The sequence below is a fragment of the Algibacter sp. Ld11 genome, assembly GCF_045066735.1.
Lineage (GTDB): Bacteria > Bacteroidota > Bacteroidia > Flavobacteriales > Flavobacteriaceae > Algibacter.
The window spans coordinates 238,911-260,668 of record NZ_JBISHH010000024.1; the positions used below are offsets into that span (position 1 = coordinate 238,911).

15 protein-coding genes are annotated in these 21,758 nt (G+C 33.6%); 1 reads left to right on the forward strand and 14 read right to left on the reverse strand.

The window, feature by feature from the left end; genetic code table 11:
* Positions 1-4: 4 nt before the first annotated feature.
* The 10 genes from ACJJV4_RS11465 to ACJJV4_RS11510 form a co-directional block, all read right to left on the reverse strand.
* Positions 5-883, reverse strand: a complete 879-nt coding sequence (locus ACJJV4_RS11465; protein WP_405294530.1) for an OmpA family protein — start codon at positions 881-883, stop codon at positions 5-7.
* A 102-nt stretch (positions 884-985) separates the two neighbouring features.
* The gene (locus ACJJV4_RS11470; protein ID WP_405294532.1) at positions 986-2,620 is read right to left on the reverse strand and encodes a S41 family peptidase; all 1,635 of its coding nucleotides are present in this window, start codon (positions 2,618-2,620) and stop codon (positions 986-988) included.
* An 11-nt stretch (positions 2,621-2,631) separates the two neighbouring features.
* Positions 2,632-3,006 (reverse strand): ribonuclease P protein component, encoded by a 375-nt coding sequence (gene rnpA / locus ACJJV4_RS11475; RefSeq protein ID WP_405294534.1) that lies wholly within the window; start codon positions 3,004-3,006, stop codon positions 2,632-2,634.
* 488 nt (positions 3,007-3,494) lie between these two features.
* Entirely contained in the window at positions 3,495-3,887 is a 393-nt protein-coding gene (locus ACJJV4_RS11480; protein ID WP_405294536.1) for a hypothetical protein, read from the reverse strand.
* Between the two features lie 6 nt (positions 3,888-3,893).
* Positions 3,894-4,739, reverse strand: coding sequence for a hypothetical protein (locus ACJJV4_RS11485; protein ID WP_405294538.1), 846 nt, complete (start codon positions 4,737-4,739; stop codon positions 3,894-3,896).
* Positions 4,740-4,984: 245 nt separating this feature from the next.
* Positions 4,985-6,832 (reverse strand): M1 family metallopeptidase, encoded by a 1,848-nt coding sequence (locus tag ACJJV4_RS11490; protein WP_405294540.1) that lies wholly within the window; start codon positions 6,830-6,832, stop codon positions 4,985-4,987.
* Between the two features lie 53 nt (positions 6,833-6,885).
* Positions 6,886-8,493: a S8 family peptidase gene (locus ACJJV4_RS11495; protein ID WP_405294542.1), complete on the reverse strand. Its 1,608-nt coding sequence runs from the start codon at positions 8,491-8,493 to the stop codon at positions 6,886-6,888.
* Positions 8,494-8,520: 27 nt separating this feature from the next.
* Positions 8,521-9,381: an MBL fold metallo-hydrolase gene (locus ACJJV4_RS11500; RefSeq protein WP_405294544.1), complete on the reverse strand. Its 861-nt coding sequence runs from the start codon at positions 9,379-9,381 to the stop codon at positions 8,521-8,523.
* Positions 9,382-9,435: 54 nt separating this feature from the next.
* Positions 9,436-11,631, reverse strand: coding sequence for a SulP family inorganic anion transporter (locus ACJJV4_RS11505; RefSeq protein ID WP_405294546.1), 2,196 nt, complete (start codon positions 11,629-11,631; stop codon positions 9,436-9,438).
* A complete protein-coding gene (locus ACJJV4_RS11510) occupies positions 11,628-12,515 on the reverse strand; it encodes a universal stress protein (RefSeq protein WP_405294548.1) in 888 nt (295 codons plus the stop codon). The genes ACJJV4_RS11505 and ACJJV4_RS11510 overlap by 4 nt, the downstream gene beginning before the upstream one ends.
* A gap of 63 nt (positions 12,516-12,578) precedes the next feature.
* Between ACJJV4_RS11510 and ACJJV4_RS11515 the strand changes: the two genes are divergently transcribed.
* Positions 12,579-14,414, forward strand: a complete 1,836-nt coding sequence (locus tag ACJJV4_RS11515; RefSeq protein WP_405294550.1) for a cation:proton antiporter — start codon at positions 12,579-12,581, stop codon at positions 14,412-14,414.
* A gap of 2 nt (positions 14,415-14,416) precedes the next feature.
* Here the strand turns inward: ACJJV4_RS11515 and ACJJV4_RS11520 are convergent, their stop codons facing one another.
* The 4 genes from ACJJV4_RS11520 to ACJJV4_RS11535 all read right to left on the reverse strand — a co-directional run bounded on the left by ACJJV4_RS11520 (position 14,417) and on the right by ACJJV4_RS11535 (position 21,728).
* On the reverse strand, positions 14,417-14,791 hold the full coding sequence (locus tag ACJJV4_RS11520; protein ID WP_405294552.1) for an MFS transporter: 375 nt from the start codon (positions 14,789-14,791) through the stop codon (positions 14,417-14,419).
* A gap of 296 nt (positions 14,792-15,087) precedes the next feature.
* On the reverse strand, positions 15,088-17,484 hold the full coding sequence (locus tag ACJJV4_RS11525; RefSeq protein WP_405294554.1) for a glycoside hydrolase family 31 protein: 2,397 nt from the start codon (positions 17,482-17,484) through the stop codon (positions 15,088-15,090).
* Positions 17,485-17,809: 325 nt separating this feature from the next.
* Positions 17,810-19,717 (reverse strand): 1,4-alpha-glucan branching protein GlgB, encoded by a 1,908-nt coding sequence (gene glgB / locus ACJJV4_RS11530; protein WP_405294556.1) that lies wholly within the window; start codon positions 19,715-19,717, stop codon positions 17,810-17,812.
* A 73-nt stretch (positions 19,718-19,790) separates the two neighbouring features.
* Positions 19,791-21,728 (reverse strand): alpha-1,4-glucan--maltose-1-phosphate maltosyltransferase, encoded by a 1,938-nt coding sequence (locus ACJJV4_RS11535; protein WP_405294558.1) that lies wholly within the window; start codon positions 21,726-21,728, stop codon positions 19,791-19,793.
* Positions 21,729-21,758: the final 30 nt, after the last annotated feature.

Sequence of the window (21,758 nt, forward strand, 5' to 3'; positions counted from 1 at the left end):
TATTTTAGTTAGAATCGCCAACATGCGTAATTAAAACCTCTACACGTCTATCTAATTTTGGATCGCCACCAAGCGGAAATTTGCGGCGCATACCCATATAGCGCATGCGTCTTTTATTTACACCTTTTTTTACAAAATAGTCGTAAACAAATTTAGCTCGCGTTTCCGATAGGTTGCGTTGTTTTGTTTTTCTATCTACAGCATCTCTAGTAAGTTGTGTGCAGCAAACATGGCCTTGTATTGTAAAGTATAGGTTTTTACGCGCTACTAATATTTTAGCAAGTGTATCTAATGTTTTTTTAGATGATGATAAAATAGTACTATATCCTGTTTTAAATAGAATATTTTCTAGAAGTATTTTATCTCCAATTTTTAGTTCACCTTGCAGTTTTTCTGGTGCTGTTTTAGGTATTTTTGGTTTTGGTGGTTCTTCAACTTCAACAATGTCTTCTATTAGAACCTCTTCTACTACCGGTGGTTTTGGGTTTACGTTAATTTCTACTTTTCTATTTAATCCTCTAATGTTTAAAATGTTATTGTCTTCAATAATTTTTAGTAAAATTTCACCTTTACCATCAACATTGGTAATTAAATCTTCACTAATTTCATTATCAGAAAAAATAGCTTTTATAGCATTGGCGCGATCTTGAGATAGCTTTAAATTATAGCTATCCGCACCAACATCATCACAAAATCCATAAATAGAAATAGACTCTATTTCAATGTCTTGCAAAGTAGAAATAAAAAGAAGTAACCTATTTTTTTCTGTAGAAGGTACTGTAAACTTATCAGTATCAAAATAAACATCGTGGCTCAGTTTACTTTGCGAAAAAGTAATACCAGCATTTAAAATGAAAAGTATTGATAAAACAAGTTTATGCATAGTTTTAAAGGCTATTATAGCTGTAAATATACTGTTTTTGAGATTTTAACCTATATAAATGCAAACTAAGCCCGTTTTTAAGCCCAATAAACAACTGTAAATCTATTTTAAATACGCCGTATATTTTGAAGGATTATTAAGAATTTCGGTTGCTTTTTTAATTCTAGCATCGTGAGTTTTGTAGTAATCAAACAAGCCTTCGCGGTAGGCATAATGTTTAACAATATCTTCTGTTAAAGATTCCATTAAAAAGGCTTTATTTTCATCTATAACATCAGATTTAGATTGTTTTAAATTTGCCAATAAAGTGTTATAATCTTTTTCAATATTATCGTTAAGCTCTTCGTTTGTTGCGGTTTCAAAAGCTTTATAAAGTGCTTTTTCAGTTTCTGTTTCAAAAGAAAAATTGTTTGTTTTTAAATACTTTTTAAAGTCTGTAAAATCAGCATCTGTAAGTTCAAATGAATCAATATTATCAATTTTATGAGTGTAGTAATAGTTTGTAGCATAGTTAAAAATAAGGTCATTATTAACAATTGCAGTTGCTACAGGCGATTTTTTATTTTGCCCCACTAAAACATCTGGATAAACGCCACCACCATCAAAAACTTGACGTCCGTTTTTGGTTTTAAAGGCATTGTATTGTTCTTGTTTTACACGTACAGCTTCCCCTTTTTCATCACGATGCCAATAATCTAGCGCTTGAATACAACGTCCAGAAGGTGTATAATATCTTGAAATAGTAATTTTAACTTGTGTACCGTATGTTAATAACTTTGGGCGTTGTACTAATCCTTTTCCAAAACTGCGAGATCCAACCACCACAGCACGATCTAAATCTTGTAAAGCACCCGAAACAATTTCACTTGCCGATGCACTTCTGCCATTTATTAAAACCACTAACGGAATTTCTGTATCTATAGGTTCGCTTTGTGTGTAATAGGTTTTATTGTATTGTTTTACCTTAGATTTTGTAGTTACTACCAGTTGCCCTTTTGGCACAAAAAGATTAACAATTTTAATGGCTTCGTTTAATAAACCGCCTGGATTGCCACGTAAATCTAAAATTATTTTTTCGGCACCTTGGGCTTTTAAATCACGTAAAGCATAATTGGTTTCTTTGTGTGCTTTTTTATTAAACTTACTTAAAACAATGTAACCTGTTTTTTCGTTTATCATAGAAAAATATGGTACGGCTTTTATTTCTACTTCGGCGCGTTTTATGGTTGCTGTTTGGGTTTTTCCTTGTCGGTTATAAGTGACTTCAACTTCAGAGTTTGGTGCACCTTTTAGTAAATCTCCGGCGTAATCTTTATAGGTTTCAATTAAAACATTACCTACTTTTATAATCTCGTCTCCAGCTTTTAATCCGGCTTTATCGGCAGGATAATCTTTGTATGGTTCTACAACAACAAGTTTATCTTTAAATGTTTTTATTCTAGCACCAATACCTGTGTAATCGCCGGTATTGTTAATTCTAGCAGCTTCTACATCTTGCTCATTCATAAAATTTGTGTACGGATCCAAACTAGCCAACATACTTTTTATAGCAATATCCATTAAGTCGCCAGGGTTGGTTTCGTCAACATAATTCATGTTAAGTTCTTTAAATAGTGTGGTAAAAATTTCTAGCTGTTTTGCAATTTCAAAAAAATCGTTTTTAAAAGCTGTAGTAGATAAAAATAGGGTACAAGCTAAAATTGGAATTATTATTTTCTTTTTGAAGAATTGTTTCATGTGATGTAATTTTATTCAGAAATTTTAATTGAAAACTTTTCGAAAAGCTGTTTCATTTTGGTTTCAACTTGTAAAAACGTTGGTTTTTCTTTGCCAATGTACAAAATCATAAACGCATGTTGTGCTGTTAAATTGTTAAAATACTCCGCTTTATTCAATCTATAAGCTTCGCGTAACAAGCGTTTTATGCGGTTTCTATCTGGAGCTTTTTTAAAGTTTCGTTTACTTACTGATACACCGGTTTTAGCTAAAACATCTTCATTATGAGAGGTTGGTAAATAAACCATACGAAACGGATAGGCTGAAACCGATTTTCCTTCGGTAAACAGCTTATCAATTAGCTTTCTGCTTTTTAATTTTTCTTGTTGTGGGTATGTAAAACTCAATGCATTGGGATTATTGCCCAAAGGTAATGAAATAAAAAAACCGGAGTGAAGTGGTTTGGAGTAAATATTTTAAGGGTATTGATGGTTAGTATGAGCAACGTAAGTTAAGTGGTAAAAATTATTTTTTTTCGTTTTTGGGCTCTAACTTTCTGTTTTTCTTCTTTTTTTAAAATATTTATGATGAGCAATAATTCCAGTTATATTTATTTCGTATCCAAGAATTTTTATTTTTTCTTGATATTTTGGCAACTTTAGTTTCCGTTGCTCACATTTTATCAGCTCCACTTGAGTTTTTTCTTTGATTCTTTTATTTTTTCGTAATCAACTTCTTTTCATTCAAATTTTTATTCATAATAAAAATACCTTTCGTAACATTTTCAAGAAGTATAGGTTGGTGTTACATTATAATTTTGTGCTTTTAATTGAGATGTAAATGTCAATATTATAATTAAAAGTTTTATGTTTCTCACTTGTTTTTCAATTCAAAATTAAGCCTTTATAGAGTCTTTTAAGTTTCCTAAGGAATCAACTATAGCTTGCGGATTAAAAGTAAAAATAGAAGCCCCTAATGTTACAACATGTGCAGATATAGTGATGGCTTTTTGAACGTCTTCCAAATCTTTATACGATTTATTAATTTTTTTAGTGATACCGTCTAAGGTTTCCAAAGAAGCAGATACATCGTCCATCACGAAGGTTGCCGACATTGTAAATAAATCATCCGAATAATCCAACGTTTTTCTATGCGTTTCTCTTAATTTTTTATTCTCAAGTTTAGTTAAATTATCGAAGTTTAAAATTCTATAATCTCCCATAGATTGCGCCAATGCTAAAAAATAGTTAGCGAGCTCATTCACCTGTTTTGAAGTTAATTTTGCCATGGTTGTCTATATTTTTTTTAATTCAGAAATAATCGATTTAATTTCACTTGCCGACTCAAAAAGTTCTTGTTTAATTTCTTTTAAAGATAGATGCTCAATATCATCGTAAAGCTTTTGATGTCCTTCGGATATTGCTGCTAAGGTTTTAGAATAAGCGGCAAATTTGGCTTGTTGCTGTTCAATTACAGAGATGTTGGTGTAATATTCTGTTATGGCATTTCTTTTTTCAAAACTTGAAAGTGATGTATCTTTTACTAAATCGAAATAATCGGCTTTAAGTCTGTTTTTTTTCACCTCTAATTTTCCATTTAAATTGGATGAAATATTAAAATCTAGAAATGAAATTAAGGTTTTAACAGAAGTATTAGCAGCTTTAACGTAAGTTTTAATTTTCTTTTTTCTATAAGAATCGGTAAAGGCATGAATTAGAAGTTGGGAGACTGTAGTGTAAGATTCTACATGTTCTGTTTTTATAGTTATTGAACCAAAATCGCCTTCGGATAAGGCATTTGATAACGCATCGGTTTTATAAGATGTTAAATCGTTATTCGATAAGTTAGTGAGCCCATCAAAATACCCAAAAACAGAAGTATATATTTTTAAAGTGATACTATCGGCAACTTTTTCTTGTTGGCAATTGCAATCTTGATTTAGAAACTCTAGATTATTAATTTTTTCTTCAAAACATTTATCGAAACAGCTTTGTTGAAAACTATAGTTTAATGTTTCAAAATATTGAACGCCTTCTAACGATTCTGAAGAATAAGCATTGACATGTTTTAAATTTACGCAACTAGAAATACCGAGTAGGGCTAAGAATAGAATTCCGTAAATTTTTGGATGTTTCATCATGTTTTAGAAGGCTTTTATAGATTCATTTAAGTTGTAATTAGTACAATAAAATAAACACGAATATGTCGTGAAGTATTTACCCTACTAATTTATATCTTTTTTCTGATGAAATCAATATTTTATAACTTGTATTATTTTAAGTAATTGATAATCAGATAAAATTTATTTTGTTCTAAAAGTTTAGAAAACAAAAAAGTCTTTCTGTTTTCACAAAAAGACTTTTTTAAAACTGTATTTAAAAAATGCTATTTTTTATTGTTCGAGCTATCCACATCGGCCATTAAACCAGATGGATCAATTTCAACAGTTTTCACTGTTTTAGATGCTTTAAATGAATAAGTAGGGTAGGCCCAAGCCCAATCGCTAATTATAGTAGCTGTGGTTGGTTTTTCACCACGCATCATTTGTAAAGGAATGTAGAAATCTTCCGAAGTACCATCTGCATATGTTACTTTTAAATCTATAGGCATTGGCATTAAACCAATACGCTCTAAAGTAATGTTGTTGCCTTCTATAGCTTTTACGCTATAATCAATGGTGTTTGTTGTTTGTCCGAAATCTATTAAATACCAATCAAGTTCTAAGCCTGAAACACGTTCTGCTGTACGCACAATATCTAATGGTTTTGGATGTTTAAAAGAGAAATCTGTAAAGTATTTTTTAATAGTTTTCTTTAAGTTTTCGGCTCCAATAACATAACCTAACTGGCTTAAAAACACCGCACCTTTGCTGTATGCTGCAATGCTGTATGATCTATTATAAGCATAACGATCGGAATGTGTAGTAAGTGGTTGTTCTTTACCAGAATTTGCTAAATAAATATAACCTTTATAAGCGTTTGCTAAAGGGTTTTCTTTGCCTTCATCCATAATATCGTTCATGGCCATATTACTGATATAGGTTGTAAAACCTTCATCCATCCATTCGTGCTTAGATTCATTTGAAGCTAGTAAAAATTGAAACCATGTGTGCGCTAATTCGTGAGCTGTTACGCCTACTAAACTGCCATAACTTCTGTTACCGGTAATTAAAGTACTCATAGCGTACTCCATACCACCATCTCCACCTTGAATAACCGAATATTGTTTGTATGGATACTGCCCAACGTTTTTACTGTAGTACTGCATAAGTTCTACTGTTTTCGGTTGCATTTTTTTCCAATAACCTTTATGCTCAGCATCTAAATCATTTTTATAGAAAAAATGTAAAAGGGGTCCGTTTGGTACTTGTTTTGTGTCGTGGATATAATCGGTATCTGCTGCCCAAGTAAAATCGTGCACGTTTGGTGCAACAAAATGCCACGTTAGTTTATCTGAATTTGGTGTTGTAACCGTTCCGGTTTGATAACCATGACCAATTTGATTAGGATTTTGTAAATAACCAGAACCTGCAACTGTGTAAGCTTTATCAATAGTTAATTTTACATCGAAATCGCCCCAAACACCGTGAAACTCACGACCAATATATGGATCGGCATGCCAACCTTCAAAATCGTATTCTGCCAATTTTGGATACCATTGTGCCATAGATAGAGCAACACCTTCGGCATTGTTTCTACCTGTTCTACGAATTTGTGCAGGTACTTGTGCATCAAAATCCATGGTGAACGTTACTTTTTCTCCTGGTTTAATGGGGTTTGCAAGTTTAACTTCTAAAATAGTACCTACGGTCTCGTGCGTTAAAGTTGTTCCGTTTTGTTTTAAACTGTTTACTTTTATGTAACCAATTTCGTTTGGTTTTAATGCACCAATTCTACTGCCAACACGAGAATCTGGATCGGCAATAGTTTGCGAGCGCACATCCATTTCGCTACCTGGTTGAAAGGCATTGAAGAATAAATGGTAATATACACGATCTAAAACATCGGGAGAGTTATTGGTGTAAACCAATGTTTGTTTCCCTTGATATTGATAATTGTTTACATCCATATCTATATCCATTTTATAGTCTACATGCTGTTGCCAATATGTGGCAGTTGCAGGAGAATTTAAAACCATGGATGTACTAGAATTTGTTGTGGATGTTACCGTTTTTGTGGTTGTACACGAAGATAGTAACGCGAGACTTAAAATAGAAATATAGATTTTTCTCATAAAAAAAATGGAATAAAAAAAGAGGCTAATTAAAGCCTCTTTTTAAGTTTTATTTAATGTGTTTTTGAGGCTAAAATTAGTGCGTTATAAGCATTAACCATTTTTGAAGATTTAGTTAAATCGGCAAATGGTTTTATATTATTAGTATCGCCACCAACAATAACCTTACTTTTTACAGCCAATCCAGAATCCATAATAATTTGTTTTACCTGAGCCGCACTTAATTTAGGGTAGTAAGAACGTATTAAAGCAGCAACACCAGCAACTGCAGGAGCAGCCATAGACGTACCTCCTTTAGTATCGTATTCGTTTTCTGGAACTGTAGAGTACACTTTAGCACCTGGTGCAAATACATCTACATTTACTTTACCATAGTTAGAAAAACCAGCTACAATACCAGAACCATATTTAGGCTCTAAGGCCCCAACCGTTATAAAAGTATCTGAAACTTCTGGACCAATGCCAACGGCATCATTCGGGAATACATCTTTCTCATCTAAGTTAATACCTTCGTTACCTGCAGCATTAACAAAAAGCACATCGTTTTTTCCTGCGTAAGTAATAGCTTCGCGCACCCAATCACTATGTGGTGAGTAGTATTTACCAAAACTTCCGTTAATAATAGATGCACCGTTATCTACAGCATAGCGAATAGCTAAAGCTATATCTTTATCGTACTCATCACCATTTGGTACAGCACGAACACTCATAATTTCAACATTATTGGCAACACCATTTACACCTTTACCATTATTACGCTCTGCTGCAATAATTCCGGCAACGTGTGTACCGTGACTTTCTGTTTTTACCGTTGGTTTAACATTACCATTTCCATAAAATTTAGTAGACATGTCATCTGCATCATCGCCATTAATTCGTCCGCTAAACTCTTTATTTAAGTTGTAGTTTAAACGATCGTTAATTTGCGTTGTGCTGTTATCAATTTGTTTTTTAGCAGCTGTTAAAGATTCCATACCATTACCGTAAAAGTATTTTGCAATTTGCACAGCTCGAGATAAGGTTTCATCGTCTGTTTTAATAGCATTTACATCAGCTTTAGTATAATCTTTTTTGTTTAAATGTTTAGCTAAAGTTTCATCGGCGCTAGCAATTTGCATAGACATTTGGTCATAATTAGTTTTATAACCCATGTATTTTTGGTATTCTTCATCGTACTCAGCCTTTGCTCTGGCATAATCAGGACTGCTTGTATCTCCTTTTGCTAAAATTCTAACAAATTCTAATTGCTCATTGTAAGTATCTCCAAGAAAATTCCATCCATGAATATCATCTATATAGCCGTTTTTGTCGTCGTCTATACCGTTATTTGGTATTTCTTTAGTGTTTGTCCACATAACATTTTTTAGATCTTCATGGTCAACATCAATACCAGCATCTATAACTGCTACAATAACTTTTTCTCCTTTTTTGTTTTTAATAATTTCAGCATAAGCTTTATCAACACTCATACCAGGAATGGTGTCTTTAACTAAATCTAAATGGCCCCAATTATGTTTTTCAATTTCAGTTAAATCTGAAACTTTTAAAGGTGTATTATCAATATTTTCTACAGGTGTAGAAAGTATAGCTGCTGCGCCTCCGCAACCTGTAATAAGTAATGCTGTAAAAGCAGATACTGTAATCGATTTGAATGTGTTCATGTTTACTATTTGAATTAGTCTTAAAGTTTATTTAAAAATATCTTGAGTTAAGTATGTTTGATCTAAGCGTACGCCTTTTTCGGTGTGTTTTACGGTAATAATTTCGTTGTGTGCATCGTGTTCCAAGAACAAATAGAAATTGTTGTCGGCTGCTAAATTTAAGAAGCTTTCTTTTTCGTTTAACGTTAACAACGGTCGAGTATCGTAACCCATAACAAATGGTAAAGGTAGATGTCCAACAGTTGGTAGTAAATCGGCCATGAACGCAATGGTGTTGCCCTTATAGTTTATTAAAGGAATCATTTGTTTATCGGTGTGTCCATCGGCAAAGAATATATCGAATCCTAAGGGTGAATTTTTTAATGTATTCGAATTAGGAAGTTCTGTAAATTTTAGCTGTCCGCTTTCTTCAATAGGAATAATATTTTCTTTTAAAAAGGATGCTTTTTCACGATTATTTGGTTGTGTAGCCCATTGCCAATGGTCTTCGTTACTCCAATAATGAGCATTTTTAAAAATGGGTTGATAGCCTGTTCTGTCCTTGTTCCATTCTATGCATCCACCAGAATGATCGAAATGTAAATGCGTTAAAAATACATCGGTAATATCATCACGATGAAAACCATGTGCTTTAAGTGAAGTATCTAAAGTATCGTTACCCCAAAGTGAATAGTAACCAAAGAATTTATCAGATTGTTTGTTGCCCATACCAGTATCAATCAAAATAAGCCTGTCACCATCTTCAATAAGTAAGCAACGTGCTGCAATATCGATTAGATTATTGGCATCTGCTGGATTAGTGCGTTGCCAAAGTGATTTAGGAACAACACCGAACATAGCGCCACCGTCTAGTTTAAAATTACCGGAATTAATAGGGTATAATTTCATAGGACCGTAAAATTACGAAATCTATTGGTAATTGTTGAAAACGTTAAGAATATATTAAGAGATAACGGCTTTTAAGCGTTTTCCAAAATCGAAGAGGGCTTTTATCTCTTTCATACCAGCCAAACGTTGCCTGCCAAAAATGAGTAGGGCAGAACCGTTAGATTCTACGTGGTAGTATGGATTACTTTCAAAAAAGTGGGTGATATCATCATTAAAAAATTGGCTGATTTCATTTACATTTTCACCTAAAAGAAAGAAACGATCCGAGAAGTCATCATGATTTTCAATATCAATATCTTTAATACCTGCAAGAGCAGATACTTTTTCTAAAAAACCTTCTTTATCTAGAGTAAATTCTGGAATATCATGATTTAGGTTAATGTAAAGCATAGTTTTTCTAATCACTTCTTTAGCAATAAATTCACCTTCGGAAAATTCAATATCAAAAAGTTTCATCTTTTTATCTTCATGCGCCAGTTTATTATAAACATGATTGATGTGCTTGGTATTGAAAAACTGAAAATTATTTAAAAACAATACTTCTTTTTCTTTTTTAGAACTGTAGTTATAATTATAATCTTTAGCCAAACTTTTCATGCTTTTTTGGCGTCTTGTTAAGCTGTTTTTTATAATTTTTGGTACAGGTAACATGCGTCGTAGTGCAAATGGATGCTTAGAATCGGTATCGTGCAGATCTAAACCAATAACATCAAAATGGCCACCACGCTTCTGGAATAACTCTTGGTAGTTATTCATGTTTTCCATAACGGTATGGTCTACAAATTCGCAAAGCGAAAAGTCTACAATAATATCCTGGTCTTCGGGTACAGCATCGAGTTGTTCTTTAAGTCTGTAGTAATTTAAAAAGCTACAAAAATGTTTTACACTCACGTAGAAGTTGTGTTGGTCGTCTGTTTCTTGATACATTAAAACATTAGGTTTTAATACGTTTCTTAGAAATAAACCAGCACTTTTATTAATGATAATATGAATAATTAAGGTTGCAATAACACCCGATATAATACCCGAAATTAAACCAATTTTTAAGGTGATAATAAGGGTTACAAAAAAGATAACAAGTTGCTCTTTTCCAATAGAAAATATTTTAGTAATTACATTTGGTGAGGCTAACTTATAACCTGTGTAAACCAAAATAGCCATTAAGGCAGGCAACGGGATTCTGGTAAGTTGCGTGCTAAAAAGCACAATAAATAACACCAAGAAAAAGGCATGGAAAAAATTGGCCGAACGGTTAGTAGCGCCATTATTTACATTTACCGAGCTACGTGCAATTACAGTAACAACATTTAAACCTCCTAAAAAACCACTACCAATAGTCGCTAAACCTAAGGCTTTTAAATCTCGATTTACGTTAGATCGTCTTTTTTCTGGATCTAATTTATCTACAGCTTTTATACTTAAAAGCGATTCTATGCTAGCAATAAGTGTAAGAGCTAAAACACTTGCCCAAAAGGAAAAGCTCCAAATACCACTAAAGTTTGGTGTTGGTATATCGGCAATAATATCCTTAAAGCTTGGTATGCCAGATATCATGTATTCTTTGGCAATAGGGTTGGGTTCGTGTAGGCCAATTTCAAAATAATAACTAAACGCTATGGATAGAATAACAATCCACATAGGTGCTGGAATAAGCTGTAAATATTTGTTTCTAATTTTAGAATAAAACAACATAATAGCCAAACTAATTACGCCTGCTAGAGCCGCAAAAACTAAGCCTTTGCTTTCGTAATGCAAAGCATCGTTAATAGTAAAAGGTATTTCTAGTAAATAATCTATAGTATCTTCACGTTTTATTTTATGAGCAAACATAATATGGAATTGTTTACCTAAAATAATTAAACCAATGGCTGCCAGCATACCCTGAATGGCCGATGATGGGAAAAAGTTAGCCAATGCGCCCATACGTAAAAAACCAAGCCCCATTAAAAGCACACCCGAAAAAACAATAGCGATGTAAGCATTTTGTAATCCCAAAGTGGTTATAGCAACCAAAATTACACCTACTAAACCGTTTCCTGGGCCCACTATAGTTACGTGGCTTCCGCCTAAAATAGAGACTACAATACCACCAATAACGGCCGAGATTATACCAGCAATTGGTGGTGCATCACTAGCCATGGCTAAGCCTAAACCTAAGGGTAAGGCTATAAGACTAACTACAAAACCGGAAAAAATGTTTTTGGGTAAGGTTTGAAAAAATGTTTTTATATTACTTTTTTTTGAACTCATTGAAGGATTAGTACGTCGGTTGGTAATTCGGTTAAAATATGTTCAATATCGTGTGGAAATAAGCGGTCCCAAAAAGTCATTTTTGTTGGTGCATTCATAACTAATAAATCGGCGCGCGAAATTTGGGCGTAATGCCCAATAGAATATCCTTTTTTACCAAAAATAGGTTGTAATTTTATGGTTTTTTCTGTGGTGTATTCTTCGGGAATATGACTTATTATTTCCTTTATTCTTGAGTTTTCTCTTAGCTTTATGCGCTCCTTAATTATTGTGGCACGACGTAAAGACTTGTCGTCGTCTACCTTTACTGTAACTTGCTCTTCGTTAATTTCTTCAACAATAGTCAGTTTTTTAACTTTTAGTTGGTTGGCTACATAAAAAGCTGCTGTAATGGTGTTTTCGGTTTTTGGATCTTTTAAACCATTAACAACAATATGCTGGCAAGCCGCGCGAACTACCGATGGTTTAATTAACAACAAAATCGAGCATTTAGCTTGGCGCGTAATTTTCCGAGCAATAGAACCGACATAGTATTTTACTAAGCGTTCGCGTTGTACGGCTCCTAGAATTAGTAAATCTATTTTTTTCTCTTCGGAAATAGATAAAATAACATCTACAGGATCTCCGGTTTTAAAAACAACCTCAAATTCTAAAAGGTCTTTTTCAAAGCTTTTTAAAATTTCATTTAATGTATTGGTTTTATCTTCAGACGGTTCTCCAACGTGTATTAAAAACAACTTAGCATTAAAAAACACCGATAGCCTTGCGGCTTCGAATAGATTCGCTTTTAGGTTGGGCGAAAAGGCCACACCAATTCCAATACTTTTAAAAGGCTTTAAACTCACGTGTTTTGCTATTTTTTGCTCAAAGTTGAAAGATAACATTTTTTAAAAACTTCAAGTCGTCTGTTTTACTTAAATTAGTCTTTTTTTATAGATATATTCAATATGATAGAACTTGCAGGCATTATAATTTTAGGCATTTTAGCACAATGGGTTGCTTGGAAATTTAAAATTCCAGCCATTTTACCGCTAATTTTGATTGGCTTATTAGTTGGGCCTATTGCTGCCGAATTTTTAAGCGGCGATGGTACAAAATGGATAGAACCGATTTGGAATGGTGATGAAGGGTTATTTCCCGGAGAAAGCTTGTTTTACTTTGTCTCTTTAGCTATTAGTGTTATTTTATTTGAAGGCGGATTAACCTTAAAAATGAGCGAAATTAAAAATGTAGGACCCGTAATAACTAAGTTAATTACCATAGGTTCTATGGTTACTTTTTTCGGTGCGGCATTGGCTGCTCATTATATTTTTGATTTAAGCTGGCAAATTTCCTGTTTATTTTCGGCTTTAATAATTGTTACCGGACCAACGGTGATAACGCCTATTTTAAGAAATATACCTATGAAAAAAGATATTTCGGCAGTTTTAAAGTGGGAAGGTATTTTAATAGATCCAATTGGTGCACTGGTTGCCGTATTGGTTTTTGAATTTATTAGTGTAGACGCTGGTGGTGAGTTTACCAAAACAGCATTAATAGAGTTTGGTAAAATTGTATTGTTTGGTTCTACATTTGGTTTTGCTTTTGCACATGCCATGAATTTTATAATTAATAATAAATGGGTACCACATTACTTATTAAATGTGTTTGCTTTAGCGGCGGTTTTAGGTGTATTTGTCCTATCTGATGCTTTTGCACACGAGTCTGGTTTATTGGCAGTTGTAGTTATGGGTATGGTTTTAGGAAACTCGAAATCGCCATATTTAAAAGAACTGCTCTATTTTAAAGAATCTTTAAGTGTATTACTCATTTCCATTTTATTTATTCTATTAGCAGCAAACATTAACGTTTCCGATTTAATGTTGATATACGATTGGAAAACTTTAATTCTTTTTTCAATAATTGTATTTGTTATTCGTCCGGTAGGTGTGTTTTTAAGTACATATGGATCTTCATTAAAGCTCAATGAGAAGTTTTTTATTAGTTGGGTGGGGCCACGTGGTATTGTAGCTGCAGGTATTGCATCATTATTTGGGTTAAAATTAGCTAAAGAGGGCGTTTCTGGTGCAGAATATATTACACCTCTGGTATTTATGATTGTTTTAGGAACGGTATTATTAAACGCGACTACAGCACGCTTTTTTGCTAAAATGGTTGGTGTTTTCTTGAAAAAATCTGAAGGTATTTTAATTATTGGAGCCTCTAAAGTATCTAGGTTATTAGCACATTATTTAGTGACTAATGGCAGAAATGTGGTGCTTATCGATAGTAACGAGCGTAATATTAAAAAAGCTAAAGATTTAGGTTTAACTGCTATGAATGCCAATATTTATTCGGATAATTTAATGGATGATATTGAATTGAATAACGTGGGATATTTAATGGCTTTAACTATTAACTCTGATATTAATAAATATGCTATTAACAAATTTAGAAAGCAATTTGGTGAAAATGGTGCTTTTAGGCTAATTTCTCAGGAAGAAATGAGTGATGAACAAAAATGTCCGAAGGAAGGTTTATTTAGTAAAAATGATCACTATAGCATGTTAAGTGATGTTGCTAAAGACCACCCATCGATACAAGAAATTGATTTAGAAAATAGAGAACATTATGAGAGTTTAATAGAAATAACCAATAATGATAAAGATATTATACCTCTGTTTATAAAGGATAACGATGGAGAACTACATATTATTTCTTCAAATAATTTAAATGTAGATACTATTGAAGAAGGTTTTCAGTTAGTGTATTTAGGTAAACCTATTGATGTAGAGAAGGTTTAAATTTAATATGTTAAATCTGTTTTTACACGATCTTCCGTAGGGTGTATTAACGCTAGGTATAGTATTATTAAAATACCAAATAGAACAAAATCTTTATTTAGAAATAATATTAAAAATGCGGCACCTTCTAGTATGGCCCATCTTACAATAGAGGCAGTTTGATATACGGCCATATTTGCTTCTGGTTTTAGTGTTTTATCGGCTGCTTTTAGCTGCGTTTTAAACATGAAATTACTAAAGATATAAGCAATTATAGGGATAAGCACATAAACGATGTTGGATTGGCTTAAAGCTGGCATGTTAAAGCTTATAGAAGTTACATCGCCTATAAAAATATAGGCCATAACTAAACCTGAGCATAAAGCTATATGAATCATTTTTGTTACTTTTAATTTCTCTTCCATAAATAAAATTGTATTGCCGTTTAGTTAACGAATTTAGATAATTTTTTATTATTTAAAATGCACATAGCTAATTGGCTTTTAGTTGAGGTGTTGACTGTATTTGGCAGATAATGCAAAAGCGATAGTAGTGGTTAGCTTTTGGCGAGGCGAGCATCGAGCCAAAACTAGTAACGTATAGCGCGGTGGCTTGCCATTTGCCCCAAAATAAAAAACCCTTAAAAAGTATAGACTTCAAAGGGTTTTTTTATAATTAAGTGGTTTGTTACTTATTAACCTTTAATTTGAAGGTTTGTAAATTCTTTTGTTACCACTAGGCTGTTGTTTTCGAATTTTAGGTCTTTTAAATCCACATATTCGTTATCTACTTTTATAGATTTTACCTCGAATGGTAAACCGTATAAGTTAATTTTAAACGTTTTATAAGTGGTAAAATATTGACCTCTTTTATGAATTCGGATAATTAATTTATCTTCAGATCCTGCTAAGTTAAATTTCTTTAAACTGTAGCGCCCTTTTGTGTAATCGTAACCATCATCGGCATCTTCATAAAGCTCAGAGTCTTCTTTACCATTTTTGTAGTAAACATCCAATCCTAGCTCTTCAATCACTTTTTCGCCTACGTATTGTTGTATTGGATATTTAGGAATAATAGCACCTGCTTTTATATAAATAGGCATACTATCTAAATCGGCATCTACCCACATTTCTTTTCCACCAACTACTTGTTTTTTACTCCAGTAATTATACCATTCGCCTCTTGGAATATACATACGCCTTCCTTTTGCATTAGGCTCGTTTATTGGGCAAACTAATATTTGGTTACCAAATATAAACTCATCTACTCTATAATGTGTTTGCACATCCTCTTGATCGAATAAAACCAGAGACTTTAGCATTGGTACATTATCTTGTGAATATTGGTAGAATGCTGTGTATAGGTATGGTAATAATTGGTATCTAATTTCGATAAATTTTCGAACAACATCGGTAATTTCTGTATCGAAAGCCCATGGTTCTTGGTCTCCATGATCTCCAGAAGAGTGTGTTCTACAAAATGGATGGAAAGCTCCTAATTGAATCCAACGGGCGTATAATTCGCCATTTGGTTGTTCTGCAAAACCTCCGATATCCGATCCTGCAAAAGAGAATCCAGATAGGGCTAAGCGTTGTGCTTGTATATTTGCTATTTGTAAATGTTCCCAAGTAGCTACATTGTCTCCCATCCAGGTTGAGGTATAACGTTGTGTTCCTGAATAGGCCGAACGGGTAATTACAAACGGACGTTTAGGGTAATTAAATTTTTTCACACCATGGTAAGTGGCTCTAGCCATTTGCATGCCGTAAATATTATGAGCTTTATTATGGCTACATGGGTTGCCATCGTAATCGTGACGTACATCAGGCGGAAATGTTTTTCCTGGTACATCCATTACTGCTGGCTCATTCATGTCGTTCCACACGCCTTTTACACCTATATCTTCAATAAGTTCTTTAAATAAACCAGCCCACCATTCGCGAACTTCTGGTCTAGTGAAATCTGGGAAATAACACTCACCAGGCCAAACTTTTCCTTTCATGTAAGGGCCGTCGGCACGTTTACAGAAATAATCTTTTTCTAGACCTTCTCTAAATACGCTGTATTCGTTATCTATTTTAATTCCCGGATCTATAATTACAACGGTTTTAAAACCATCGTCTGCTAATTCCTTAACCATACGTTTTGGGTCTGGAAAATAATCCTCACTCCAAGTAAAGCATCGGAAACCTTCCATGTAATCGATATCTAAATAAATAGCATCACAAGGAATTTGAAGCTCTCTAAATTTTGCTGTTATTTCTTTTACATTAGATTCTGGGTAGTAACTCCATTTACATTGGTGATACCCTAATGCCCATAATGGTGGCAATTCTGGCGTTCCTGTTAAATCGGTATAACTTGTTACCACATCTTGCATTTTAGGCCCGTAAAAGAAGTAATAATTCATTTCTCCACCTTGCGCCCAGAAACTAGTTACATTTCTACGTTCGCTACAAAAATCGAAGTAAGTTCTAAAGGTATTATCGAAGAAAATCCCGTAAGATTTTCCGTTGTGTAAACCTGTATAAAAAGGAATGGCTTTATAAATTGGGTCGGTATGTTTACCGAAGGCATAAGAATCGGTTGCCCAATTCTCAAAACGACGACCTTTTAAGTTTAAGTGTTCTGGCTTATCGCCTAAACCATAGTAACTTTCTCCGTTTTGAGCCGCTTTACTCATTTTTACAATATCGCCACCAAGCTCGTAACTTTCTTCCCAGTGAAAACCAAGTTCATCTTCACAAATTATTTTATTATCAAGAGCATCATAAAGGGATACTCTTAAATCCGATTTATGAATATGACAAATAAGTTTTGATGTAGTAACAATGTATTTCTCTTCATCGTCGGTAATTACTAAGTGGTTGTAACCTCTACTTGCATCTTCGTCTATAGCATAAGAGAAGTCTCTTTCAAATTTACCAACAGTTGTGTAAGTAAATCGAAGTACACTATCGCGTAAAACAGTAAGTTTAAGTATTACATTATTGGAAGTAGAAAAATGTAGAACATCTACATCTTTGCTGTATTTTGTTATGTTGGAAGGGAATAGGTTTCCTTTGTATTCTAGCTCTGTATTTAATATCATATGGACTAAGTATTAAAATTAATTGTCGAATTTACTAATTTTTAAGGCGTGAATAGGCTTCTTTTTACTAAAAATTGAATTGAAATAATATGTAAAACTCAAATTTTTAGGGGTTTATTGAAAAATGCTTAAAGAATAGTAAAAGTTCGATTTTTTGATTTTCGGATTATTATAAATGACTAAATAAGTTGTTTTTTTGAAATCGATTTGTTGTAAAAATATAAAAACATCAATTAGTAGTTTTTCGATTTGAAAATATTTACTAATTGATGTTTGTTTTTAAATTAAATAATTTGTTTTGAAGGGAAACATTATTTGATTTTTTCTATTTAAATTGAAAAATCGTTACCGATAGAGGTGACAGCGTAACCTCCGCGGAATAATCTTTACCATTCCAAGGATCTTTTTTTATAGTAATTAGTTTTTTGTTTGAAACACCACTACCGCCAAACGCTTTAGCATCACTATTAAAAAGTTCTTTAAGTTTTCCGTTTACAGGAATGCCTATTTTATAATTTTCACGAACGGTTGGTGTTAGGTTACAAATAACCACTACATCGTCTTTAGATTCGTAACCTTTTCTCATGTAAGATATCACGCAGTTTTCTTGGTCGTCATAACTAATCCATTCAAAACCTTCACCTGTAAAGGCTTTTTCATATAAAGCAGGCGTTGTTTTGTATATATTATTTAACGCTTTAAAGTAATTTTGAAAGTTTTTATGTGGTTCGAATTCTAATAAGTTCCAATTTAAACTACCTTGAAAATCCCACTCATTGTATTGAGCTATTTCGCCACCCATAAAATTTAATTTAGTCCCTGGATGCGTAAACATATAACCGTAAAGTAAACGAAGGTTTGCAAAACGTTGCCATTCGTCTCCTGGCATACGGCCTAAAATAGAGTTCTTACCATAAACCACTTCATCATGAGAAAGAGGTAGCATAAAATTCTCTGAGAAAGCATAAGCTAAACTAAAGGTAATATCGTTTTGGTGATATTTTCTGTAAACAGGATCTTTAGAAAAGTAATCTAAAGTATCATGCATCCAGCCCATCATCCATTTCATTCCAAAACCTAACCCACCTAAAAAAACAGGTTTTGATACACCTGGAAATGCTGTTGATTCCTCGGCAATGGTTTGTACATCCGGGAACGATGCGTATATTTCTTGATTTAATTCTTTTAAGAAATCTATAGCAGCTAGATTTTCACGGCCCCCATAAATATTTGGTTCCCATTCGCCATCTTCACGAGAATAGTCTAAAAATAGCATGGATGCTACGGCATCTACACGCAGGCCGTCGGCATGGTATTGATCCATCCAAAACGCAGCGTTACTTATTAAAAACGATTTTACTTCGTTACGTTCATAATTAAAAATTAAGCTTTTCCAGTCTTGGTGATAGCCTTTTCTAGGGTCTGGATGTTCATATAAATTAGAGCCATCAAAAAAGCCTAAACCATGAGCGTCTTCTGGGAAATGCGATGGTACCCAATCGAGAATTATTCCAATATCATTTTGGTGAAGTTTATCTACTAAGTATTTGAATTCTTCGGGATAACCAAATCGAGACGATGGAGCAAAATACCCAGTAAGTTGATAGCCCCACGATGGATCGTAAGGATATTCCATAATTGGCATAAGTTCTACATGTGTAAAATTCATATCTTTTACATAGGTTACTAAATCGTCTGCCAATTCAAAATACGATAAAAAACGGTCTTCTTCAACTTGTCTTTTCCAAGACGCTAAATGGACTTCGTAAACTGAGTATGGTGCATCTAAAGCGTTTTTTTCTTTACGCTTTTTCATCCAATCTTTATCTTTCCATTTATAAGAATCGTCCCAAACAATAGAAGCTGTTTTTGGAGGGTGCTCACAACGGCGAGCATATGGATCTGCCTTTTCGGTTTTTATATCGTTATTGTTGCTTTGTATTTTGTATTTGTAAGTGTCGCCTTTTCCAACAAGAGGAATAAAACCTTCCCAAATACCGCTAGAATCCCAACGTACGTTTAATTGGTGCTCGCCTTCCATCCAGAAATTAAAATCGCCTATTACAGACACTTGTTTTGCTGTAGGTGCCCAAACGGCAAAATATGTACCTTCAATACCATCTACGGTTACTAAATGCGACCCCATTTTTTCGTAAAGCCTATAATGTTTTCCGGCTTTAAAAAGGTTAATATCGAATTCTGTAAATAAACTATACGGTTTTACTTGTGCCATAAAATTATGTTGTTAATTCCTATTTAAAGGAAAATTATGTCGTTTTTTTATATGGGGTTTAAACCCTTTAGTTTTACTTGTTAATCTTGAAAATATGAAATGGCATGGTTGGGTGTAATTCTACATAACTCCACTCATTGTTCCAATTATAACGGCTATCTGTTATTAAGTCGTGCATTTCTAGATTGTGCCCATTGTGCACACCTAAATCTTGTAGCGGTAATTGCACATTTGCTTGTTGCGAGTTGTGAGCATCTAAGTTAATAACAACTAGAATTTCATTGGTTCTATCGTCGTTCCATTTATAGAAAGCTATTAGATTGTCGTTCTGTATGTTACAGAATTTAATATTGTTAGTTTGCTGTAAAGCTTCGTTATGGTTTCTAATAAAATTGATTTTCGCAATTATAGTGGTTAACTTATTTTTAAGTTCCCAATTGTAATGTGTAATTTGAAATTTTTCGGAATTTAAATACTCTTCTTTTCCTAATAAAGAATCGGAAAGCATGTATTCGAAAACAGGACCGTAAATACCAATACTAGAACTTAAAGTAGCAGCTAGAGCGTAACGCTGAATATGTTTAGATTCGTTGGCGCCTTGTAAATGATATGGGTTAATATCTGGCGTGTTTGGCCAAAAATTAGGTTGCATATATTCTTTTAATTCGCTTTGCGTGAGCTCTTCTACGTATTCTGTAATTTCGTGTTTACTTTCGCGCCATGTAAAATAAGTATAAGATTGTGTGTAGCCTTGTTTAGCTAGCTGTTTCATTACTTTTGGAGCGGTAAAAGCTTCGGCTAAAAATATAACGTCTGGGTGTTTTGCTTTTACTTCAGAAATAATCCAATTCCAGAAATAAAAAGGTTTGGTGTGTGGATTATCGACTCTAAAAATGTTAATTCCACAATTTACCCAATACAGCATAACATCTAAACACTCGTTCCAGAGGGCTTTGTAATCTTCGCTTTCCCAATAAATTGGAAGTATATCCTGATATTTTTTTGGTGGATTTTCAGCATATTGAACGGTACCATCTGGTCGCCATTTAAACCATTTTGGATGATCTTTTACCCAAGGATGATCTGGTGCGGCTTGTAAGGCGTAATCCATAGCTATTTCAAGATTATTATCTTTTGCCGTTTGGATAAGCGCTTTAAAGTCGTCAATATTACCTAACTGAGGATGAATATCTTTGTGTCCGCCATACTGTGAGCCAACGCCCCATGTAGAACCTACATCACCTTCTTTGGCTTCTGTAGTATTGTTTTTTCCTTTACGGTTAACTTCCCCGATAGGATGTATTGGTGGTAAATATACCACATCGAAGCCCATGTTTTTCACTCTCGGTAATAGTCGAGCACAATCGTTAAAAGTTCCGTGAACACCTTCGTGTTCGGAGGCCGAACGCGGAAAAAACTCGTACCATGTACTAAATCTCGCTTTCTTTCTATCTACATACGCTTGGTATGTTTTGGAAGTGTTTGCAAGTATTTTAGTTGGGTTTTGGAAGAAAATAGTGTAAAGTCTTTCTTTTACTGCTTCGGTAATGGCTTCACCGTAACCGTTTTCATCTTTAAAAATACGATGTAAATGCTCTAAATATATTTTATCTTCAGCATTTACCTGAGTTAAAAGAGGCTGGATATATTCAGCACCTTCTAATAATTCTGAAGCAACGTGCTGGCCGTCGTTTATTTTACGAATTAAGCCGTATCTCCAGTTTAAAGCATAATCTACCCAAGCTTCTACTTTGTAACTGTAAAGTCCTTGTTTTTGTACACTAAAGGATGCTTTCCATTCATCATTAGAGGTAAGAACCATACGGGTTTCTTGCCATGTTTTTTCATTTTCGTGTTTGTAAAGTATTGAGGCTCCTAAAACATCGTGACCATCGGCCATAATATGTGCGTCTATATTTACAATTTCATTTACTACACGTTTAATATAAAAGTCGCCACCGTTAACAGTTGGTGAAACATAATCAATTACAACTCTTTTTTGATTTTGCATTGTTTGCTTAGTTATGTATGGTAATCAATA